This window comes from Kitasatospora sp. NPDC004723 (assembly GCF_040609255.1).
Classification (GTDB): domain Bacteria; phylum Actinomycetota; class Actinomycetes; order Streptomycetales; family Streptomycetaceae; genus Kitasatospora.
This window is the reverse complement of the sequence record NZ_JBEXJT010000025.1, coordinates 39,480-59,372: the sequence shown is the minus strand read 5'-3', so window position 1 is coordinate 59,372 and position 19,893 is coordinate 39,480. Positions and strand designations below refer to the sequence as shown.

Sequence of the window (19,893 nt, the reverse complement as noted above, 5' to 3'; positions counted from 1 at the left end):
GACGATGGCAGGCGGGAAGCTCTGGGGCTACGTCGCGTCGGGCGCCCGGGCGCTGGGCGGCCTCGGTCCGCTCGGGCGGTCCGGGGCGCTGGCGGGCGCTCGGCTGCTCAAGGGGGTCGGCGGGGGCGGGCGGCCGGAACCGGTCGGGCGGGCGGGGGCGCTCGGCGGCGCGGTCGCAACGGTGGCCGCCGGTGGTCACGGGCGTTCCGGGCCCGGCGGGATGGCCGGGCCGCAACCGCTGTCGCGGCCGGAGCTGGAGCGGTTGCGCTGGACGGACCGGGCCGGTGGGTGCGTGCCGGACGCGCGGCACGTGCAGCCGGCCGAGCTGGTGGGGCGGGTGCTGCGGGGCGGCGGCCGGGCGTCGGCGGTGACCGTGCGGGTGCCGGTGGGGCTGCCGGTGGTGGTCGCCGACTCGGTGCGGCTGGAGGCGGCGCTGGCCGGGCTGGTGGACCACGCGATCCGCCGCAACCCGCCGGGTACGCGGGTGCTGGTGCGGGCCGACGCGCTGCCGGGGCCGGCCGGTCGGCCCGGCGGCGGGGGAGCTTCCGGCGGGTCCGGCGGGTCGGGCGGTTGGGGCCGGGCGGAGTTCGCGGAGGTCTTCGGCGGGCCGGATCCGTGGGCGGCGGAGCCGGCCCGGGTCGAGCTGCGGGTGGTCGACCGGGGCTCGTCGGAACCGCCGGAGGCGCGGCGGTGGCTGTTCGGCAGGGCGTACGGCGGCGGTGCGGGCGGTGGGCGTGCGGGTGGGCCGGAGGGCGGGTCCGAGCGGGTGGGTCCGTCGATATCGGGCCTGGTCAGGTCGGCCGGGGGCCGGCTGGAGGTGGAGCAGACGCCCGGTGGCGGGCTCACGGTGGTGGTGGTGCTGACGGTCGCGCGGGACTGACGGCGGCCCGTGCGGACCCGGCCGTCGGCCGGCGCCCCGTTTGAATCCGCAAAGAGTTCTTCGCAAAAAGCCTTTGCGAAGAGTTCTTTGCGGTTCTATGGTGCTGCCATGACCGATGACCGCAGGTGGCCGCACGGCCCGGATCCGCAGACCGATGTCGTGATCGACGCCAAGGGCTTGCGGGCCCTGGCCCATCCCGTGCGCGTGCAGCTGATCGGGCTGCTGCGCAAGAACGGCCCGTCCACCGCCACCAGGCTGGCCGAACAGCTGGGGCTGAACTCCGGTGCGACCAGCTACCACCTGCGCCAGCTCGCGGCCGCGGGCTTCGTCGCCGAGGACACCGAGCGGGGCAACGCCCGCGACCGCTGGTGGAAGTCGGTCCATCAGGTGACGTGGTGGACCGACACCGAGCTCGCGGAGCAGGATCCCGAGGCGGCGCTCGGCTATCTGCGCTCGATCGTGGCGGCGCACACCCTGACCGCTCAGACGGCGCTCAACGCGTACGAGACCATGCCGGTCGAGTGGCGGAACGCGCTGGACCTCAGCGACATGGTGCTTCAGCTCACCCCGGAGGAGGCCCGGGCCCTGGCCGGAGACCTCTCGGCGGTGATAGCCCGCTACCGCCGGATCACCCCGGGGGCGCCCGTGCCTGAGGGCACGGACCGGGTCGCCGTGGTCGTCCAGGTGCTGCCGGAACCGCAGAGCGGCGCGGACGCGAACGAGGCGGAGGGGCGATCATGACCGCGCGGACCACGGTTCCCTCCGCGGGCGCCGCTCCGGAGGTCGGGCCGCGCAGCCTGCGGCCGCTGGCCGGGGTGCTGACGGCGATGGCGATCTCGCTGACCGGCACCCGGGTGTCGGCCATCGCCCTGCCGTGGTTCGTGCTCGCCACCACCGGCAGCGCCACGATGACCGGTGTGGTCGCGTTCGTCGAACTGGCGCCGTACGTGCTGGTCAAGGCCTTCACCGGCCCGGTGATCGACCGGCTCGGTCCACGGGTCGTCTCCTGGACCACGGACGCGGTGAGCGCCGTCGCCGCCGGCCTGGTGCCCCTGCTGCACGGCCTGGGGCTGCTTCCGTTCTGGCTGCTGCTGGTCATGGTCGCGGTGATCGGCGCCGCCCGCGGCCCGGGGGACCTCGCCAAGGAGGTCATGGTTCCCGAGGCGGCCGACCGGGCCCGCGTCCCGCTGGAGCGGGCCACCGGCCTGGCCGGCGTGATCGAGCGGCTGGCCACCACACTGGGCCCGGCCGTCGGCGGCGCGCTGGTCGCCCTGCTCGGCCCGATGGCCGGTCTGACGGCCAATGCGATCGGCTTTGCGCTCGGCTCGCTCGCCATCGCCGTCGCGCTGCCGCGTGGGACCGGCCGGGCCGCCGTCGCGGCCCCGGCCCCGGCCGAGGCCGGGGAGGGCGGGCCCGCCGCCGGATACTGGCAGCTCTTCCGAGAAGGCTTCACGTTCCTGCGGCGTGAACCGCTGCTGCTGACGATCATCGTGACGATCGCACTGACCAACCTCCTGGACGCGGCGTTCCTGACGGTGCTGGTCCCGGTCTGGGCCCGGGAGTCGGGCGGCGGCCCCGCCGCGATCGGCCTGACCGGGACGGCCTGGGGGGTCGCGGCGGTGGCCGGCAGCCTGATCGCGGCGGCCGTCGCCCACCGGCTCCGACGCCGCACCGTGTTCTTCGTCGGCTTTCTGCTCTGCGGGGCCCCGCGGTTCGTCGTCCTGGCCCTGGACGTGCCGATGAGCGTGGTGGTCGCCGTCTTCGTAGTGAGCGGTTTCGGCTCCGGATTCCTCAACCCGATCCTCGGCGCCGTCCTCTTCGAGCGGGTGCCGCGCCACCTGCTGGGGCGGGTCAACGCCCTCAGCGACTCCCTCGCCTGGGCCGGGATCCCGCTCGGCGGCCTGCTGGCCGGCGCCACCGTGACGACGATGGGGCTCATACCCGTGCTGCTCGTGTGCGGCGGCCTCTACTTCGTCATCACCACCCTGTCCGGCCTCCGACCGGAGTGGCGCGAGATGGACCGCACCCGTGGCCGCACCCCGGCCGCCACCACGAGCAGCGCCCCGGAAGAGAAGCGACCCACCCCGGCGGATGCGGCGGTGGCGGTCCCGGCGGAGTGACGGAGGCGACGGGAGAGGCGCGTGCGGGAGGCTGGTCGCTGGCTTCGGTTCCGGCACAGGCACAGGCACAGGCACGGGCACAGGCGCTGGCGCTGGCCGGCCGGTTGTGGCGGGAGCGGGTCGTGGAGCAGGCCGACGGGGAGGGCGAGGCCGATCCGGAGCGGCTCGCCCGGGTCACTCCCCTGGAGTGGCGGCGCCGCCCGGTGGGCCGAGGGCTCCCCGCCGGGGGTGGGTGGCGTGGGGGGTGGACGTCCAGTGGAGGAGGAGGACGGAGGCGAGGGCGGCGAGGGCGCACCAGGTGGAGATGAAGGCCAGCCGCCAGAGGAGGGCGCAGACGAGGGCGCCGGCACCGGTGACGACGCCGAGGCGGCGCAGTCGGCGGTCGCCGCTGACAAGCAGGGCGCCGACGGTGGCGAGGAGGTAGCCGACCAGGAGGAGGGCGGGATGCGGGACGCCGATGCGGTAGTCGAGGGTGTGGGCGTGGGCGGTGGCGTCGACCGGATGGGTGGCGACGGCGTGGGCCAGCGGCACGGCGACCAGCAGACCGAGCAGGACCAGCGCCGTGAGCAGCCGCCGTCGCGAGGGGCCGGCGTCGAGCGCCGCGCGGCGGACGCCGATGGGTACCAGAAGGGGGAGCACGGGCAGGGCGATCACCGCCCAGGCGGTACGGGCCCAGGTGGCCGGGGCGGCGGGCAGGTCACCGTCGGCGCCGAACCAGACGGCCGCCTCGATCAGCTGGTGCACGCCGAGCACCAGCGGGAGCGCGGCGAGCGGCAGGCGTTCGGACCGGCCGGAACGCCGGACGCGGACCAGGCAGAGCACACCGACGGCGGTCACCGCGCCGCCGACGGCGAGGTCCGCCCGGCCACTCCAGCACATCGGGGCTCCTGCGGTCGGTCAATCGGGGTCGGTCGGGTCGGTCGGGTCGGTGGGCCGGTCGGTGGTCGGGTCGGCGTCCGGGGCCCGCGCCGGGTCGTCCACGGCGTCGTCGGGGACTTCGCCGATGGACTCCAGCGTCTCGCCGACGGTGCCGGGCAGGGCCGGGTGGCGGCCGATGACCACCACGCCGATGACGATGGCCACCAGGCCGGCCGCCTGCCAGGCCAGCGCACCGGGGGTGACCCGGAGCCGGTCGCCGAGGAACCCGACCGCGCAGGCGATCCCGGTGATCGGCTGGGCGGCGGTCAGCGCGGGCAGGGACATCCGCAGCGGCGCGGCCTCGAAGGCGCTCTGCACCAGCAGCAGCCCGACCACCCCGGCCGCCACCACCGCGTACGGCTGCCAACTGCGCAGCACGGCGTCCAGCCCCTGGTGGTCGAGCCGCTGGGTGGTGGTGCGGGTGAGCGCGTCCTGCAGCCCGTAGAGCAGGCCGGCGGCCAGGGCGAGCACCGTCGCCTCCTCGAACAGCGGCAGCCGGCGGGCCGTGGAGATCAGCAGCAGCGTCAGCCCGACCACCGTGCCGACCACCAGCCAGTGCCGCAGTTCGCTCGCCGGGGCGCCGCCGCCGGTCGGGCGGCCGGCCACGATGAAAGCCGTCACGCCGAGCGCGAGCAGCAGCACCCCGGCCCAGCCGGAGCGCCCGAGCGTCTGGCGGGTCAGCACCCGGGCGAGCGCCATCGCGAAGATGAGGTTGGTGGCGAGCAGCGGTTCGACGAGCGAGACCTCGCCCTTGTTGAGGGCGAGCGCGGAGAGGATCAGCCCGGTGACCATGAAGGCGGTGCCGAGCAGCCACTCGGGCATCCGCAACAGGTCGAGCAGCAGCCGCCAGTGCAGCAGATCGGCACGCGGGGCCCGCTGCGCCGCGTGCTGCTGGAGGACGAATCCGAGGCCCAGGAAGCAGGCGGCGCTCAGAGCCAGGACGAAGACCGCCACGGAGGGACCACCCGAGGGTTGTTGACCGCACCGCACCACCGCCCGGTTTCCGGGGCGGCTCCGCTCCGGGGTGGCTCCTCGGACGGGTGGCGGCTCGGAAGGGTCCGCCCGTGCGGCCCGGCGATCCGGAGCGGGGTGTCCCGCGGCATCGGCGCGCGTTGCGGCCAGCCTACCGCCGGGGTGGGGCGCCGACCTGCGCAGCCGCGCCGTCCGGCGGGTCGCGCTCCGTAGCAGCGGCGTACGGGGTGGCGGCGTACGGGGTGGCCCGGTGCCCGGTTGCCGCCGTCGGGCCGGGGGGCGCACGCTGGTGTGAGCGGCCCGTCGCGGGCACCGCCCGTACCGGCCCGAGCAGGCGCGACGGGGACCGGCGCCAGGAGGTGTGGCATGCACAACCAGTGGGATGTGGAGCTGAGCTTCGAGGAGGACGGCGTCCACACCGGATGCCAGGCGAGGCTGACCGGCGCCCGGGCCCCGGGCCTCACCGCGCGCGGGGAGTCGACCCGGAGCGTGGACGACCGACCGCTCGCCAGGATCGGCGAGGAGGTCGCGGCCTCACGCGCGCTGGAGGCGCTGTCCCGAAAGCTGAAGGCCCAGGCCGACGGTGAGATCGAGGACGAGGGGCACCGGCCGGGATACCTGATCTACTGACGGACCGGCGTCTGCGGGCGGGACGGAACGAAGAACAGCGCGAGCAGGGCGGCCGACCCGAGCACCCCGGCGGTGACCACGAAGGCGTGGTCGTAGCCGGCGGCGAGGGCGGCCCGCGCGGCGTCCCCGTCCGCGGCGGCCCGGCGGGTGGCGGTGACCGCGACGGTCGACAGGACGGCGAGCCCGATGCTGCCCCCGCACTGGCGGCCGGCGTTGAGCAGCCCGCTGACCAGTCCGGCCTCGCGGGGATCGACGCCGGAGGTGCCCATCGCGGTGTTGGCGACCATGCAGACGCCGACGCCCACGCTGGTCACGATGGACGGTCCGACAAAGCCGGTCAGATAGTCGGAGTCCAGGCCGAGTCCGCCGAACCAGAGGATCCCCAGCGCGGCGAGCACAAGCGCGCCGGTGAGCGTGGCCCGGCCGCCGAAGCGGGCGACGATGCGTCCCGCGACCATGCTGCCCGCCGCGGTCCCGGCGCAGAACGGCAGGAACGCGGCGCCGGCCGCCAGCGGGCCGTAGCCGAGGACGTTCTGCAGGAACAGCGAGCAGAAGTAGAAGCCGACCAGCATGCCCGCGCCGAGCAGTGTGACCAGCAGGCTCGACACCCAGGCCGTCCGGGCCCGCAGCACTCCCAGCCGGACGATCGGCGCCCGGGCGATGCGCGCCTCCCAGACCAGGAAGAGGAGGCCGAGCAAGACGGCGGCGGCGAGCGTGCCGAGCGTCCGGACCGAACCCCACGGGTGGCGGTCGGTCTCCATCAGGCCGTAGACCAGGGCGGTCATCGCGCCGGTGCCGAGAACGGCGCCGAGCACGTCCGGGCGGCCGGCGAGCGGCGGTCGGACGGCGGGCACCGAACGGAGAGCCAGCACGAGGCCGGCGAGCACGATCGGCACGTTGACGAAGAACACCCAGCGCCAGTCGAGCAGGTCCGTCAGCACTCCGCCGAGCAGGACGCCCAGCGCGCTGCCGCCCGCCGTCACCATCGACCAGATGCCGACGGCCCGCGCCCTGGCGGCACCCTCGGCGAAGGTCACCATGATCAGCGTCAGCCCGATCGGGGCCAGGACGGCGGCCGCCACGCCTTGGCCGGCCCGCGCCGCGACAAGCTGGGCGGGGGTCTGCGCGAACCCGCCGAGCACCGAGGCGAGGCCGAACAGCACCAGGCCGGAAAGGACCGCGCGGCGGTGTCCGACGAGGTCGGCGATCCGGCCGCCGAGCAGTAGCAGTCCGCCGAAGGCCAGCGCGTAGGCGTTGACCACCCAGGGCAGGGCGCTGTCGGCGAAGCCCAGGGACTCGCCCATGGCGGGGAGCGCGATGTTCACGATGCTGGCGTCGAGGGTGACCATCAGCTGGCAGACGGAGACGGTGACCAGGACCAGGCCCGCGCGGGCGGCGGTGGGCCGGACGGTGGGTCGGGGAGTGCTGGACCCGGGTGGGGCGGCGGTAGCGGCGGTGGTGCGGGACGGCGCGGGCTCGGGCATGGCGACCTCCGATGCGAACATTGTTCGCGTAAGGTAAGCCTTACCTATTGAGTGGTGCAAGTGTCCAGGTCGGAGGCGGATTGGCGCAGGCATGGCAGGATGGCGGCGTGTCAGAACGGAGCAGCCGGCCGGGCGTCGGCGAGGACGAGGCGGACGGGGCGGACGGGGCGGCCGGGCCGGTCGGCCCGGAGCCGCCGGAGGCCGGGCGCGGCAAGTACGGCCGCAAGCGGCCCCGCCCCGGGCTGACCACGGCCGGGGTGGTCGCCGCCGGGCGCCGGGTGATCGAGCGCGACGGCATCGACGTGCTCACCATGCGGGCCGTCGCCACCGAGCTCGGCACGGCGCCCGCGTCGCTGTACCGGCACGTGACCGACCGGGAAGCGCTGCTGATCGCCGTCCTGGAGCAGATCGCGGAGGGCATGCCGGTCGACGTCCCGGGCGCGGGGCCGCAGGAGCGGCTGCTGCGCCGACTGCTCGGTGCCCACGACTACCTGGCCGGCCACGCCTGGGTGGTGACCGTGCTGGTCCGGGGCGAGCTGGTCGCCCGGAACGCGCTGGCGTTCAACGACGCCTGTCTCGCCGATCTCATGGCCGCCGGGCTGTCGCCCGAGCGGGCGCTGACCGCGTTCCGCGCCTGCTGGCAGCTGGTCCTCGGAGAGTTGCTCTCCGAACACCCCGTCAGTCCGCCCCGCGAACCGAGTCAGCGGCGGACCGTCATCGAGTCCGCGGACCGCGAGCGCCTGCCCGCGCTCGGCCGGGTGCTGGCGGAGGTCGGCTTCGTGGGCGTGGGCGAGCGCTGCGGTGACCTGGAGGTGGCCCTCGGCGCACTGATCGCCGGGCTGGCGGGGCGTTAGGTCGCGTACCGGGTGGCGGCCCCGCACCCTCCGGAAGGAGTGTGCGGGGCCGGCGGGTCGGCGTGCCCCGGCCGGCGAACCGCGGGACGTGGTCGTCGCAGCCCTCGTGGACGCCGCCGTGCCACGACCTGTCGTAGCGGGGGTGGACGGTCAGGGGCAGGTCGAGGCAGTAGCCGCTCTTGTGGGTGGCGAACTGGTCCAGGGGCGGCCCGTCGATGGTGCGCCGTCCGCTCCAGGTCCCACATCCGGTTGATTGCGCTGCCGAGAGGTTGCGGTGATCCAGGGCCCGGTCAGCGGCGGTCGGGGGTCAGGAAGGTGGTGAGGTGGCGGTTCAGCTCGTCGGGGTGGGCCGTCAGCAGGGTGTGGTGGGAGGCGCCGGGCACGACGGTGACGGTCGCGTCGGGCAGGGCCCGGCGGGCGTGGGCGGCCACCGTGTGGGCCTGGTGGGTGCGGCTGCGTTCGGCGAGCAGGACGAGGGTGGGGGCGGTCAGCGTGCGCAGTTCGGCCGCGCTCGGGCGGGGACCGGTGACCGGGCGGGCGGCGGGGAAGTCCGCGAAGCCGAGGGCGTAGAGCTCGCGCCAGGCCGGGTCGAGCCCGGTGCCACCGCTCTCCCGGTCGAGGTAGGCGCGGGCCTTGGCGGCGGTGCGCGGCGGCAGGAGGAGCGGCAGGACGCTCAGCAGGTAGCCGGGCCGGAAGCCGGTGAAGCACTGGGTCGGGTCGAGCAGGGCGAGCCGGCGGACCCGGGCGGGGGCGTGCAGGGCGTACCGCAGGGCGATCCATCCGCCGTACGAGTGGCCGGCCAGGTCGGCGGCGGGCACGCCCAGCCCGTCGAGCACGGCGTCGAGCCAGCCGAGCAGGTCGGGGAGGCCGCCGAGGCGGGGGCGGTCGAGGGTGCTGCGGCCCGGGTCGCCGACGAGGTCGACGGCGAGTACCCGGTGGCCGGCTCCGGCGAGGGCGGCGGCGGTGGCGGACCAGCAGGTGGCGGTGGCGCCGCCGCCGTGCAGCAGGACGAGCGGGCGGCCCTCGCGCGGACCGCAGGCGTTGACCCGGGTGGCGCCGTACGGGGTGGGGACGGTGAGCGTCTCGACCGGGAGCGGCCAGCGGGCGAGGGCTTCGTCGTAGGCGGCGAGGAAGGTGGCGAGGCGGGCGCCGGGGGGAACAGCGGGGGAGGGGTCGGGGCGGGCGGCAGGGTGTGCGGACATAGTCTTCCCCCAGGGTTCGAGGTACTCGGGGTTCGAGGTACTCACTCGGCGAGCATGTATCTCGCTCAGCGAGAGAATACGTCCAGGGAACCCCGGAGGGAAGGAGAAGCGGTGGAGCCGGAGCGGACGCCGATGCAGCTGGTCCATCTGCTGCGCGGGCTGACCGTCGAACTCGACCTGTTCGGGGCCGAGTTCGCCGCGCGGAACGGCCTGCACCCGACCGATCTGCGGGCGCTGATCCACCTGCTGGACGCCGCGCGGGCCGGGACGGTGGTCACACCGGGGCGGCTCGGCGAGGCGCTGGGGCTGAACTCGGCCGGGACGACCGGGCTGGTCGACCGGCTGGAGCGGCTCGGGCTGATCCGGCGCGAGCGCGATCCGGGGGACCGGCGCAAGGTGCGGCTGCTGGTGGAAGAGCGTGCGATCGAACTCGGCCAGGGCTTCTTCGGCGGGCTGATCGCCGATCTGGTCGCCGCGATGGGGGTGTTCGGGGACGCGGAGCTCGCGGTGGCCCGGCGGTTCCTGACGACGATGACCGAGGTGGTGGCCGCGGCCCGGGCGGAGTGAGCGGGAGCGGGGGAAGGCCGCGCGCGGGTGGCCTCCTGATGCGGGACCGCGGGGGTTCCGGTCTGATGGATCCGCCGGGACGGGCCGTCCGCGCCCGGCCGGCGACGGCAGACGACTCCCGGAGGTCCGGCGATGACCCCACCACCCGTACCGCCCCCGGCCGGAGGCGACGCCGCCGTCCCGGGCCTGGCCGGACAGGCCGTCGTGGTCACCGGGGCCGGGCGCGGCATCGGGCTCGCGATCACCGAGGCGTTCCTCGCGGCCGGATGCCATGTCGTCGCGGGGTCCCGCAGCCGCACCGAGGCCCTCGACGCGCACGTGCGGCGGGGCGCGGACCTCACCGTCGTGGAGGTCGACCTCGCGACACCCGACGGCCCGGCCGCGCTGGTCGCCGAGGCCGTCGCGCGGCACGGCGGTGTCGACGTGCTGGTGAACAACGTCGGGGCGGTGCGCCCACGGGTGGACGGCTTCCCGAGCGTGACGGACCAGGACTGGGAGTGGACCTTGACCGTCAACCTGATGTCCGCGGTCCGCGCGACCCGGGCCGCGCTGCCGCACCTGGTCGCCTCCGGCGGGGGCCGGATCGTCACCGTCTCCTCGGTCAACGCCCGGCTGCCGGACCCGCTGGTCATCGACTACGGCGCCGCCAAGGCCGCGCTGACCAACTTCTGCAAGGCCCTGTCCAAGGAGGTGGGGCCGCACGGCGTGCGGGTGAACACGATCGGCCCCGGCCCGGTGGCGACGGCGCTGTGGCAGGGCGAGGACGGCGTCGCCGCCGCGGTCGGGCGGTCCCGTGGCGTCGACCCCGGCGACGTGGTCCGCGCCGCCGGGGCCCGGTCGGTGACCGGCCGCTTCACCCGTCCGTCGGAGGTGGCGGACCTCGTGGTCTTCCTGGCCGGTCCCGGCGCGGCGAACATCACGGGCGCCGACTTCGTCGTCGACGGGGGCCTCGTGGACAGCCTGTGACCCGCTGAGTGACCAAGGCCTAGGGGCGCAGGCCGGCGAACTCGTCGAGGACGGCGACCCGCAGCTCGTGGGCGCCGTCCGGGCGGGTCCACTCGTAGTACAGGTACCAGCGGCCCCGGGCCGCCACCACGTCGGCGTAGCGGACGTCCAGCCACGGGCCGTCCGGCGTCAGGCGCTGCCAGTGGCGCAGATCGGCGGAGGCGGCGAGCCCGCACCGCTCCTCGTAGTTGCCGTCCGCGTCGGCCGAGCCGTCGTAGAGCGCGAGCCAGCCGCCGGAGCCGTCGGGCAGCACGGCGGTGATCCGTGACTCGTAGGCATCCCAGGCGCCGGCCGGGCCGACGTCGAGGACCTCGGCGGCCCGGCCGGGCGGGGCGGTGAACCGCAGGCCGTCGGGGGAGTCGGCGAGCGCGGTGGGCTGGACGGTCAGGCCGGTGGTGTGGATGTCGGCGGTGGCGTGGGCGCGGGCGCGTTCCCCGGCGGTGAAGGCGCGGGATCGCGAGACGGTCGCGAACAGCCGGACGCCGCCGTCGTGTTCGAGCAGGTACGGGTCCTTGACGCCCTCGGTGCCGGTGCCGGCGGCGGTGAGGACCGGGGTGCGGGTGGCGAGGTCGAAGGCCTCGGGGGTGTCGGCGCGCAGCGCGTCGATCCGCCAGCGCCGGTCGACGGGGTCGACGTAGCTGAGGTGGAGCAGGTAGTCGTCGTCTCGGCGCAGCAGGGCGAAGCGCTCCATCGAGGGCGAGCCGAGGTCGGCGCGTTCCACGGACCAGAGGTCGCGGAACTCCACGCCGTCCCGGCTCTCGGCCACGGCGCAGCGCCAGCCCCGGTCCTGGTCGGCGGCCCCGCCTGCTCCGCCCGAACCACCCGAACCACCCGCGCCGCGCGGGCGGCGTTCGCGGTAGGTGAGCAGGAAGCGATCGTGGTCGGGCTCGTAGCGCACGCTCGGGCAGCCCGCCCAGTAGCCGGGCTCGGGGCGTTCGGGCGCGCGGACCAGGGCGGAGCCGGAGAGGTCGGGCGCGGTGGGCAGGGTGGTGATCGGCATCGTCGGGGTGTCGTCCTCACGGGGCGGTGGCAGGATGTCCGCCACTTTCTATCAGATCGATAGAAAGTGGCGGAGCCTCTTTCAGGTGATGGAGAGGGCGCTGGCCTGCACCGCAAGCGGCATGTCACATGGGGTGGCTCTGTGAATCACATGTTTCCCCATGTGGCGATCGGACGACGCCGCTCGGCCCGGCCTTGACCCTCCCTCGAAGATCGGGAAAGACTTCTTCTCAGAGTCGATCAAACAGAGGAAGCCCCGAACCGATGACAGCCCCCACCACCGACGCACCCGGCTACGGCGGTCTCGGCCTCTACGTCGGCGACCTCCACAACCACTGCGGGATCAGCTACGGCCACGGCTCCATCGAGGACGCCTACGCCAACGCCCGCCTCCAGCTCGACTTCGCCAGCGTCACCGGCCACGGCTGGTGGCACGACCTGCCCGAGCGCACCCCCGAGCTGGCCGGTCTGGTCGACTACCACACCGAGGGCTTCGCCCGCCTCGCCGACCGCTGGGAGCACGTCCAGGAGGTCACCGCCGCCGCCCACCAGGACGGGCGCTTCGTCACCTTCCAGTCCTTCGAGTGGCACAGCCTCGCGTACGGCGACCACTGCGTGTACTTCGACGGCCCGCGCGGCGAGATCATCCGCGCCGCCGACCTGGACGGGCTGCGCGCCCGGCTGCGCGCGCTCGCCGCCGAGGGCGTGCGGACCTGGGCGCTCCCGCACCACATCGGCTACGGCACCGGGCGGCGCGGCATCAACTGGGACGCGTACACCGAGGAGTTCGCCCCGGTGGTCGAGGTGATGTCGATGCACGGCTGCGCCGAGTCCGACGAGGCGCCGCGAAACTACCTGCACACCATGGGGCCGCGCGACACCGCCGGCACCGCCGTGCACGGGCTGCGGCTCGGCCACCGGTTCGGGCTGATCGGTTCCACCGACCACCACAGCGCCTTCCCCGGCAGTCACGGTCACGGCCGACTCGCGGTCTGGGCGCCCGAGTTGACCCGGGAAGCGGTCTGGGGCGCCGTCCAGGCGCGCCGCACCTACGCGATCACCGGTGACCGCATCCTGCTCGCCGCCTCGGTCAACGGCGTGCCGATGGGCGGCGAGGCGCCGTCCGCCGACCGCCGCCGGATCCAGGTCACCGTGCGCGGCCGGGACGCCCTCGACCACGTCGAGGTGGTCCGCAACGGCGTGCCGATCCACCGCCTCTCCCGGCCCGAGATCCTCGCCGCCGCGGGCGGGGAGAAGGGCTTCGACGGCACGCTCGGCTTCGCCGTCGGCTGGGGGCGGCGCGAGGAGGCAGTGCGCTGGGACGTCGTCCTGCGCGTCGAGGGCGGTGAACTGCTCGATGTCCAGCCCCGGTTGCGCGGCTCGGAGACGGTGGCCCCGGCGGAGGCGGAGCCCGCGAGCTACCGGCCGCACGACTGGTGGCGCACCGGGCCGGGCGAGGTGCGGCTGCGGACCGTCACCGAGGGCAACCCGAACACCGCGACCGACGCCACCCAGGGCTTCTCGCTGGCCGTCTCCGGCGACGACCGGACCAGGCTGACGGCGCTCGTCAACGGCGTCGAAACCTCCTACAGCGTCGGCGAGTTGCGAGAGGGGCCGCGGACCGGCTTCATCGGCGGCTTCGTCTCGGGCGCCTACCGCTTCGACCGGGCGGTGCCCGGCCGCGAGCTCGCCGCCGACCTCGACCTGGTCGACGAACGGCCGGGCGGGGACGGCGACTTCTACCACGTACGGGTCCGGCAGCAGAACGACCAGTGGGCCTGGTCCAGCCCGGTCTGGGTGGGCCGCGCGGGGGCCGGCGGACCGGCGGCCTCCTGTCGACGGGCCGGCTGACGCCTGCCCACCGTCGTCGGCCGGCCGCCCCGGTCACCGCCCGCTGTTCCACCGACCCGTACCGATCGAGGAGTACCCCATGTCCGCCCTCACCTCCGCGCGCCGGGCCGCCGGCACCGTGCTGGCCGCCGCCCTGCTGACCGGCACCCTCGCCGCCCCGGCGGCCGTCGCGGACGGCACCGCCGCCGTCACGGCGGCCGGCACCACGACGGCCGGCACCGTGTTCGCCGACGACTTCGAGTCCGGCACCGTCTCCCACTGGACCCGCCAGCGCATCGACGGCAACGGCGCCATCACCGTCACCGGCGCGCCCGCCGGCGGCTCCGGCCTCGCCGCCCGCTTCAGCGTCCCCAACGACGGCGTGTCCTACCGCTCCGAGGTGGCCGTGAACGCCCTCGGCTGGGGCAGCTACCGCTTCGCCCTCGCCGACTACCTGCCCGCCGACTGGGTGCAGACCTCCACCGAGACGATCGTCGCCCAGTGGCACGGCTACCCGCTCGCCGACGGCAGCGACACCAAGCCGCCCATCGCCCTCACCGTCAAGGACGGCAGCTGGCGCCTCAAGGTGCACTGGCTCACCGACCCGACCACCGTCGCCGAGGCGGTGATCCCGCTCGGCAGCGTCCAGTTCGGACACTGGAACCAGTGGGCGTTCGACGTCACCTGGTCCACCGACAGCACGCCCGGCTCGATCACGGTGTACCGCGACGGCGTGCAGGTCGGCGCGCACAGCGGGCTCAACAACTACCACCAGAACCAGGCCCCGTACTTCAAGACCGGGATCTACCGGGCGAACTGGAACCCGGCCAAGGGCATCCCGTACCCGACCGGCGGACCCGACGTGGTGCTCTACAGCGACAGCGTGGTCGTCACCCAGTACTGAGCCGGCCGCCCGGCCCGCGTCCCGCAGAACCCCCAACCACCAAGAGGTAGCAGCACCATGAGCGAAGCGGCCCGTCACCACGGCCTGCCCCGAAGAGGCTTCCTCGGCCTGAGCGCCGGAGCGGCCCTGCTGGCGGCGGGCTGCCGCTCGGCCACCGACCCGGACGCGGGCGCCGCCCCCGGCGGCACCGCCGCGGCGTCCGCGCCCGACCTGCAGATCGTCTACGGCAGCGCGCCGGACCCCACCCAGCTGCTCCACCGCGGCCCGGACACCCCGGCGTTCGTCAACCTCGTCCTGGACCGGCTGGTCGACCTCGACCCGGCGACCCTCCAGCCGGTGCCCTGGCTGGCCACCTCCTGGGAGTGGAGCGCCGACCGGCTGAAGCTGGTGCTCAAGCTGCGCGAGGACGTCACCTTCCACGACGGGCGCGCGCTGGAGGCCGACGACGTCGTCTTCTCGCTGGTCGGCGCCACCAAGACCTCCCAGGTCAAGCCGTTGCTGGAGCGCCTCGCCGATGTGAAGGCCAGCGCGAGGAACGAGGTCACCCTCACCCTCGCCAAGCCCACCAGCAACCTGTTCGACGCGCTCGCCTTCAACCCGGTGGTGGACGCGCGGACGTACGTCGAGGGCCGGGCGAGCGACACCGTCAACGGCACCGGACCCTTCACCTGGCAGTCGTTCAAGGGCGGCAACCAGCTCGACCTCGTGCGCAACGAACGCTACTGGCAGAGCGGGCGCCCGCGCTTCGAGCGGATCACCGTCCGGTCGGTGACGAGCAGTCAGGCCGCGCTCTCCGCCCTGCAGTCCGGGCAGGGGCACCTGATCGGAGCGGTCCCCGGGCGTGACCTCAAGGTACTGGCGGGCAACCCCGGCTTCACCGTGCAGTCCGCCAAGGCCTCCTACCAGCAGGCGTTCCTCGGCGTGGTCGTCACCTCCAAGCCCTTCGACGACCTCCGGGTCCGCCAGGCGCTGCAGTACGCGGTGGACCGCGAGCGGATCGTCGACCAGGTCTACGGCGGCCACGCCGAGGCGAGCAGCCTGCCCTGGCCGTCCGCCACCCCCGGCGTCACCCCGGACCAGGTCACCCGCTACAAGCACGACCCGGAGAAGGCGCGCGGGCTGCTGCGCGAGGCCGGCGCGGAGGGCGCCCGGGTGCCGCTCACCGCCGCCAACTCGCCGGTGTTCAGCTCGCTCGTCGAACTGGTGAAGTACGACCTGGAGCAGGCCGGCTTCGGCGTCGACGTGCAGCTGCTGGACAACGCCGCCCTCCAGCCGAAGATCCAGCAGGGCACCCTGGAGGGCCTGTTCGTGGCCAACCACGGCATGGTCAGCGTCTCCCCGCTCAGCGGCATCACCGTCTCCGGGCCGCTGCAGGTCGGCCGGAACACCTCGCACGTCACCGACCCGGCCTACGCCGACCTCCAGGCCCGCGCCTTCGCGGCCGCCGACGAGCGGGCCCGGGCCGACGTCAACCACGAGCTGTCCGAGTACCTGCTCGCGCAGTCCTTCCACATCACCCTCGCGCACGCCTGGGAGACCTACGCCTTCGCCTCCTCGGTGCGGGAGGTGTCCACCAGCGCGCTGGGCTATCTGAAGCTGACCGACACCCGCCGGGACGCCTGAGCGCCGGCCGACCCGCTGCCGACCGCTGACCGCTGACCGCTGACCGCTGACCGCCGACCGCCGACCGCCGACCACCGACCGCCGTCCCCGGACGACCCCCACCGCCCGGGGACGGTGACCCCCCGCACGCCGCCCCGCCCACCCCCGGAGAACCCCGTGCCGTACTGGACCAGAAAGGCCGCCGGAGCCCTGGCCACCCTCTGGCTCGCCTCGGTGGCCGTCTTCCTGCTGCTCCGCCTGGCCCCCGGCGACCCGGTCTCCGCCGCGCTCGGCGCCGAGGCCGACCAGGAGCAGCGCGACCACCTCGGCCGCCAGCTCGGCGTGGACCGACCGCTGCCCGTCCAGTACGCCACCTGGCTGGGCGGGCTGCTCCGCGGCGACCCCGGGCTCTCCTTCCACTACCGCGAACCGGTCACCCGGATGATCGGCCAGAGCCTCGGCTCCACCGTCCAACTCGCCATCGCCGCGGGCCTGCTGATGCTCGTGCTCGGCCTGCTGCTGGGCGCCGCGCTGGCCGCCGAGCGGCGCGGCCGGCTGGCCCGGGCGCTCGACCCGCTCACCACCGCCGTGCTCGCCCTGCCGGTGTACGTCACGGCGGTGCTGTTCGTCTTCGTCTTCGCCGTGCTGCTGCGCGTCCTGCCGGCCGGCGGCGAGCGGGACCTCTTCACCGCGCCGGACCTGTCCGTGCAGTACCTGGCGCTGCCCGCCGTCGCCCTCGCCCTGCCCGGCTCGGTGGTGCTCGCCCGGCTGCTCGCCACCGAGCTGCGGCGCACCCGGCAGGAGGAGTTCGTGCTCACCGCGATCGCCAAGGGCGCCCCGCCCCGGCGGATCCTGCTGCGGCACGTGCTGCCCAACAGCCTCGCGCCGTTCTGCGTCGAGTTCGGGCTCAACCTGGGGGAGCTGCTCGGCGGCGCCGTCGTCGCCGAGCAGCTGTTCGCCCGGCACGGCCTCGGACAGCTGCTGCTCGACGCGATCAACCAGCGGGACTACCCGGTCGCGCAGACCCTGATCATGCTCGCGGTCGCGGTGGCCGTCACCGTGCAGCTCGGCTCCGAGCTGCTGGTCGGCCGGCTGGACCCGCGGATCGCCCGCGCCGGCGCCGGGGAGGCCCGATGAGCACCACGACCGTTCTCGCCGCGATCCGTCGCCGCGCCCTGCCCTCCGCCGTGCCCGCGGTGCTGCGCGACCGGCGCGGGCGGACCGGTGCGGTGCTGGTCGCCCTGGTGGTGCTGCTCGGGCTGCTCGGCCCGCTGCTGCTCCCCGCCGACCCCTACCAGCAGGGCCGCGAGGCGCTGGCCGGACCGTCCTGGTCCCACCCGCTCGGCACCGACGAGGTCGGCCGCGACCTGCTGGCCCGGGCGCTGTACGGGGTCCGGATCGAGCTGCTGGTCTGCCTGCTGGCCGTCCCCGCCGCCGCCGTGCTCGGCACCCTGCTCGGGCTGCTCGGCGGCCTGAACCGGCTGCTCGGCGAGGTCGTCCAGCGCCTGTTCGACCTGCTGCTCGGCTTCCACGGGCTGCTGCTGGGCCTGGCGATCGCGCTGATCGTGCGCCCCGGCCTCGGCAGCGTCGTGGTGACCGTCGTGCTCAGCGCGCTGCCCGCCTTCGGCCGGCAGGCCCGCGCCGCCCTGCTCGCCCAGCTCGCCCGCGACCACGTGGTGGCCGCCCGGGTGCTCGGCGTGCCGAGGGCGCGCACGCTGCGCCGGTACGTGCTGCCCAACGTCACCGACGCCGCCACCGCGCTGCTGGCCGTGGCGATGGCGCACGCCGCCAAGATCGAGGGCGGCCTGAGCGTGCTCGGCTTCGGTATCCAGCCGCCCACCCCCTCGCTCGGCACGATGATCAACACCGGTAGCAAGTACCTCTTCCTGCACCCGGGTTACGCCCTAGCGCCGGTGCTGCTGCTGGGCCTGCTGGTCTTCGGACTGACCCTGCTCGCCGACTCGTTCAACCGGGAGAAGCTGCGGTGACCGCGCCGACGACGAACACCCCGACGGCCGCGACGGCCCCGACGGCCCCGACGGCCCCGCCGGCCCCGACGAGCGCATCCCCGCTGCTGGACGTGGCCGGGCTGCGCGTCGAGGCCGGACCCCACCAGGTGGTCCACGGCGTCGACTTCACCATCCGCCCCGGCGAGATCCTCGGCCTGGTCGGCGAGTCCGGATCCGGCAAGACGCTCACCGCGCTCGCCGTCAACCGGATGCTGCCGCCCGGCTGCCGGACCACCGCCGGCACCGTCCGCCTGGACGGCACCGACCTGCTCACCCTCCCCGGACCCGCCGTCCGCGCCGTCCGCGGCCGGCGGATCGGCATGGTCTTCCAGGACCCGCTCGCCTACCTCAACCCCCGGATGCCGATCGGCCGCCAGCTCGCCGAGGCCGCCCTGGTGCACGGCGCGAGCCGGACCGACGCCCGTGGCCGCGCGCTCGAACTCCTCGACCTGGTCGGCATCCCCGAGCCGGCCCGCCGCTACCGCGACCGCCCGCACGAGTTCTCCGGCGGCATGCGCCAGCGCGTGCTGATCGCCATGGCGATGGTCAACCGGCCCGACCTGCTGATCGCCGACGAACCCACCACCGCCCTCGACCCGACCACCCAGGCCGGCATCCTCGACCTGCTGGTCCGGCTCCGCGACGAGACCGGCACCGCCGTCCTGCTGATCACCCACGACCTCGGCGTGGTCGCCCGCAGCTGCGACACCGTCCAGGTCATGTACGCCGGGCGGATCGCCGAACGTGCCCCGGTCGACCGGCTGCTGGCGGCGCCGCGGCACCGCTACACGGCCGGACTGCTGGCCGCCGTGCCCCGGCTGGACGGCCCGCGTGGGCTGCCGCTCGCCGTGATCGGCGGCCGTCCGCCCGCCGCCGGGGAGCCGCTGCCGGGCTGCGCGTTCGCGCCGCGCTGCGCCGCCGCGGTGGAGCGGTGCGGGCAGGAGGCACCCGGGTGGGCGACGGAGCCGGGGACGGGCGGGGAGCGCGGGTACGCCTGCCATGTGCCGGTGGCGCCGGGGGAGTCGGCCCCGGCCGCTCCCGCGGAACCCGCGGAACCCGCGGAACCCGCGGAACCCGCGGAACCCGCGGAGCCCAAGGAACCCAAGGCGCCCGCGGAGCCCGAGGTGTCCGCGAAGGCCGCGCCCGCCGCCGAGCCGGAGCCCGCCGCCGAACCGGTGCTGGTCGCCGAGAACCTCACCGTCCGCTACGGGCGCCGCCGCCGGGGCGCGCCCGCGCTCGACGGCGTCGGTCTGACCGCCGCGCCGGGCCGGGCCGTCGGGGTGATCGGCGAGTCCGGCTCCGGCAAGTCGACACTGGCCCGCGCCCTGCTCGGGCTGCTGCGTCCGAGCTCCGGCACCGTCCGGGTCGGCGGCCGTTCCTGGGAGGGGGCCACCGCGGCCGAGGAACGCGCGCTGCGCCGCCGGATCCAGTTCGTCTTCCAGGACCCGTACGCCTCGCTCAGCCCGCGGATGACCGTGCGCGAGGCACTCACCGAGCCGCTGCTCGCCCACGGGCTGCCACTCGGGCGGGTCGAGGAACTGGTCGGACTCGTCGGCCTTCCCGCCGAGTTGCTGGACGCCCTGCCGCACCGGCTGTCCGGCGGCCAGCGCCAGCGGGTGGCCATCGCCCGGGCGCTCGCCGTCGGACCGGAGGTCCTGGTGGCCGACGAGCCCACCTCGGCGCTGGACGTCTCGGTGCAGGCGCAGATCCTCAACCTGCTGCTCGACCTGCGCCACCGCACCGGCGTCGGCCTGGTGTTCATCTCGCACGACCTCGCGCTGGTCCGCCACCTCTGCGACGAGGTGCTGGTGATGCGGCACGGCCGGGTGGTCGAACAGGCCCCCGCCGAGCGGCTGTTCACCGCCCCCGAGCATCCGTACACCCGCGAGCTGCTCGCCGCCGCCGGGCAGCACTGAA

Annotated in this window: 18 protein-coding genes; 13 read left to right on the top strand and 5 right to left on the bottom strand. The window is 75.1% G+C overall.

Annotated features, from left to right (window positions below; genetic code table 11):
- The first annotated feature begins 4 nt into the window (after positions 1-4).
- The 3 genes from ABZW10_RS23125 (at position 5) to ABZW10_RS23115 (ending at position 3,000) form a co-directional block, all read left to right on the top strand.
- Positions 5-880, top strand: coding sequence for a hypothetical protein (locus ABZW10_RS23125; protein ID WP_355368932.1), 876 nt, complete (start codon positions 5-7; stop codon positions 878-880).
- 108 nt (positions 881-988) lie between these two features.
- The gene (locus ABZW10_RS23120) at positions 989-1,621 is read left to right on the top strand and encodes a helix-turn-helix domain-containing protein (protein ID WP_355368930.1); all 633 of its coding nucleotides are present in this window, start codon (positions 989-991) and stop codon (positions 1,619-1,621) included.
- The gene (locus ABZW10_RS23115; RefSeq protein WP_355368928.1) at positions 1,618-3,000 is read left to right on the top strand and encodes an MFS transporter; all 1,383 of its coding nucleotides are present in this window, start codon (positions 1,618-1,620) and stop codon (positions 2,998-3,000) included. The genes ABZW10_RS23120 and ABZW10_RS23115 overlap by 4 nt, the downstream gene beginning before the upstream one ends.
- Before the next feature lie 174 nt (positions 3,001-3,174).
- Here ABZW10_RS23115 and ABZW10_RS23110 read toward each other — a convergent pair whose 3' ends face one another.
- Positions 3,175-3,879 (bottom strand): DUF6629 family protein, encoded by a 705-nt coding sequence (locus ABZW10_RS23110; RefSeq protein ID WP_355368926.1) that lies wholly within the window; start codon positions 3,877-3,879, stop codon positions 3,175-3,177.
- Positions 3,880-3,897: 18 nt separating this feature from the next.
- On the bottom strand, positions 3,898-4,872 hold the full coding sequence (locus tag ABZW10_RS23105) for a DMT family transporter (RefSeq protein WP_355368924.1): 975 nt from the start codon (positions 4,870-4,872) through the stop codon (positions 3,898-3,900).
- A 384-nt stretch (positions 4,873-5,256) separates the two neighbouring features.
- Here ABZW10_RS23105 and ABZW10_RS23100 point away from each other — a divergent pair, with 384 nt between their 5' ends.
- The gene (locus ABZW10_RS23100; RefSeq protein ID WP_355368922.1) at positions 5,257-5,520 is read left to right on the top strand and encodes a dsRBD fold-containing protein; all 264 of its coding nucleotides are present in this window, start codon (positions 5,257-5,259) and stop codon (positions 5,518-5,520) included.
- Here ABZW10_RS23100 and ABZW10_RS23095 read toward each other — a convergent pair.
- A complete protein-coding gene (locus tag ABZW10_RS23095; RefSeq protein WP_355368920.1) occupies positions 5,514-7,004 on the bottom strand; it encodes an MFS transporter in 1,491 nt (496 codons plus the stop codon). The genes ABZW10_RS23100 and ABZW10_RS23095 overlap by 7 nt on opposite strands.
- Positions 7,005-7,111: 107 nt before the next feature.
- Here ABZW10_RS23095 and ABZW10_RS23090 point away from each other — a divergent pair, with 107 nt between their 5' ends.
- Positions 7,112-7,858 (top strand): helix-turn-helix domain-containing protein, encoded by a 747-nt coding sequence (locus ABZW10_RS23090; RefSeq protein ID WP_355368918.1) that lies wholly within the window; start codon positions 7,112-7,114, stop codon positions 7,856-7,858.
- A gap of 290 nt (positions 7,859-8,148) precedes the next feature.
- Here the strand turns inward: ABZW10_RS23090 and ABZW10_RS23085 are convergent, their stop codons facing one another.
- On the bottom strand, positions 8,149-9,060 hold the full coding sequence (locus tag ABZW10_RS23085; RefSeq protein ID WP_355368916.1) for an alpha/beta hydrolase: 912 nt from the start codon (positions 9,058-9,060) through the stop codon (positions 8,149-8,151).
- 132 nt (positions 9,061-9,192) lie between these two features.
- Here ABZW10_RS23085 and ABZW10_RS23080 point away from each other — a divergent pair, with 132 nt between their 5' ends.
- Entirely contained in the window at positions 9,193-9,627 is a 435-nt protein-coding gene (locus ABZW10_RS23080; RefSeq protein WP_355369023.1) for a MarR family transcriptional regulator, read from the top strand.
- A 132-nt stretch (positions 9,628-9,759) separates the two neighbouring features.
- The gene (locus tag ABZW10_RS23075; protein ID WP_355368914.1) at positions 9,760-10,593 is read left to right on the top strand and encodes an SDR family NAD(P)-dependent oxidoreductase; all 834 of its coding nucleotides are present in this window, start codon (positions 9,760-9,762) and stop codon (positions 10,591-10,593) included.
- Positions 10,594-10,612: 19 nt separating this feature from the next.
- Here the strand turns inward: ABZW10_RS23075 and ABZW10_RS23070 are convergent, their stop codons facing one another.
- Complete coding sequence (locus tag ABZW10_RS23070) at positions 10,613-11,632, bottom strand: hypothetical protein (RefSeq protein ID WP_355368912.1); 1,020 nt, start codon at positions 11,630-11,632, stop codon at positions 10,613-10,615.
- A 263-nt stretch (positions 11,633-11,895) separates the two neighbouring features.
- Here ABZW10_RS23070 and ABZW10_RS23065 point away from each other — a divergent pair, with 263 nt between their 5' ends.
- From ABZW10_RS23065 to ABZW10_RS23040, 6 genes are all read left to right on the top strand, one after another.
- Positions 11,896-13,482: a DUF3604 domain-containing protein gene (locus ABZW10_RS23065; protein ID WP_355368910.1), complete on the top strand. Its 1,587-nt coding sequence runs from the start codon at positions 11,896-11,898 to the stop codon at positions 13,480-13,482.
- Positions 13,483-13,561: 79 nt separating this feature from the next.
- Positions 13,562-14,365: a polysaccharide lyase gene (locus ABZW10_RS23060; protein WP_355368908.1), complete on the top strand. Its 804-nt coding sequence runs from the start codon at positions 13,562-13,564 to the stop codon at positions 14,363-14,365.
- A gap of 57 nt (positions 14,366-14,422) precedes the next feature.
- Positions 14,423-15,988, top strand: coding sequence for an ABC transporter substrate-binding protein (locus ABZW10_RS23055; protein WP_355368906.1), 1,566 nt, complete (start codon positions 14,423-14,425; stop codon positions 15,986-15,988).
- A gap of 156 nt (positions 15,989-16,144) precedes the next feature.
- Positions 16,145-17,104 (top strand): ABC transporter permease, encoded by a 960-nt coding sequence (locus tag ABZW10_RS23050; RefSeq protein ID WP_355368904.1) that lies wholly within the window; start codon positions 16,145-16,147, stop codon positions 17,102-17,104.
- Positions 17,101-17,955: an ABC transporter permease subunit gene (locus ABZW10_RS23045; RefSeq protein WP_355368902.1), complete on the top strand. Its 855-nt coding sequence runs from the start codon at positions 17,101-17,103 to the stop codon at positions 17,953-17,955. Before ABZW10_RS23050 ends, ABZW10_RS23045 begins: the two co-directional genes overlap by 4 nt.
- Entirely contained in the window at positions 17,952-19,892 is a 1,941-nt protein-coding gene (locus ABZW10_RS23040; RefSeq protein ID WP_355368900.1) for an ABC transporter ATP-binding protein, read from the top strand. Before ABZW10_RS23045 ends, ABZW10_RS23040 begins: the two co-directional genes overlap by 4 nt.
- Position 19,893: the final 1 nt, after the last annotated feature.